A 1,567-nucleotide genomic window follows, 5' to 3' on the forward strand; every position below is an offset into this window, starting at 1 on the left:
TTCCTTTTAATATGAGCAGGACATTGTCAAGAGGCAAAATCGGGCCTGGCCCCAACGATATGGGGTCAGGCCCTCTCCCTATATCAACCCGTCCGCGGCGACCTCGGCGTGTCTTCCCGACGCTCGTCTTTGCAGTTTAATATCCGCCCGTGGCGATCTCTCGCTGGGCAATCCGTTGCTACGGCTGAGGCTTCTTCGTCGAACCGACAGTCTGTGCACGCGTGTGGCGCCCTGGGCGCTCGCAGAAAAGGGACCTGAGGTTCGCCTCAACGGCTTCGGATCAAACCGCTTCCGGGGTGATCGGCTTATGTGCGGGGGACCGGCCCCCTACGCCTCCTCGGCCATGAGGCCGACCGCCCACACCCAGCAGGCGAGCTCGCGCGCCGTGGCCACGTTCGCCTTGTTGTTGTGGACCCCGCGCGCGAGCAGCGCCTCCCGCCTCTCGACCAGCCTCCGCACGCCCTTGGCGGCATGCCTGCGGGCGACCCGGTCCGGGGCCTGGCCCTTGGCGAGGTCCTTCGGCCGCCCCGAGCACGTCAGGTAGTGCCACGCGGCCTCGACCAGCGCCTTCCTCAGGTGTTTGTTGCCCGCCTTGGTGATCGCGCCCCTGCGGTCGCTCTCCCCGCTGGAGTGCTCGGAGGGCGTCAGGCCGACCCATGCGGCGAACGACCGGGCGTTCCTGAACCTCGAGAACTCGCCGGCCTCGAACACGAGGTCGGCGGCCGTCGCGGTGTCGACGCCCTTGAGGCAGCGCAGGGAGTCGACCCTCCTCCTCCACCTGGGCTTGCGGGCCTCGGCCTCGACGAGCCCCTCGAGCCTCGCCTTCTCCTCCGCCGCCCGCCTGACCGCGTCGACGTAGTAGGCGAGCACGTCGTTGTCGGCCCCCTCCGCGAACCTAATCGACTCGATCCAGGACCAGTGCGCCCGGGTCCAGTTGCCCTTCCTGCGGCCGGTGGGCGTCCTCTCGTCGAAGGCGAGCCCGTGCCTGAGCAGGAATTTGGAGAGCCGCTGCTTCGCGCGCGAGAGGTCGTCCCTCGCGTCCTCGAGCGCCCTGGTCAGGTCGCGGGCGGCCTCGCACTCGTCGTCGGGGACCCACACCTCGACGACGTTGCCGACCGACAGCATGCGGGCGAGGAACTCGGCGTCGTTGCGGTCGTTCTTCCTGCGCCTGTCCGCGCTGGGCTTGATCATCTTCGAGACGGCGCCGACCACGCAGTCGACCCCGAGGCCGGAGAGCCTCTTCTGCAGGTCGAACCCCGTGACCCCGGATTCGTACACGCACCTGGCCTTTGGGTCCACGGACCGCACCCACTCCGCGACTGCCCCGGCGTCGTAGCCGAAGGTCGCGCAGCGCACCTCCCCGGTCATGACGTCGAGGGAGACTGCCTTTATCGAGCGGGCGTGGACGTCGAGGCCGACGAAGGTGGTAGTATCGAGCATGGGAGCCCCTTCCATGAATGCGGCGTGGCCGCCGCGGCTGAATTAGACACTCACCATTGTCGGCCTAATCCGCGGTCTTTCATGCAGCAGGGGCTCTCAATGTTTTTATGTCCTGCTCATATCGTCT

The 1,567-nt window shown here is 67.2% G+C and carries 1 protein-coding gene; it reads right to left on the bottom strand.

Features of this window, described 5'->3' with window-relative positions; all coding sequences use genetic code 11:
- Nucleotides 1-327: 327 nt before the first annotated feature.
- The gene (locus tag ACQRAJ_RS08700; RefSeq protein WP_427748378.1) at nucleotides 328-1,440 is read right to left on the bottom strand and encodes an IS110 family transposase; all 1,113 of its coding nucleotides are present in this window, start codon (nucleotides 1,438-1,440) and stop codon (nucleotides 328-330) included.
- Nucleotides 1,441-1,567 lie beyond the last annotated feature (127 nt).

The sequence above is a fragment of the Collinsella sp. SGI.184 genome, from assembly GCF_050313415.1.
Taxonomy (GTDB): Bacteria; Actinomycetota; Coriobacteriia; order Coriobacteriales; family Coriobacteriaceae; genus Collinsella.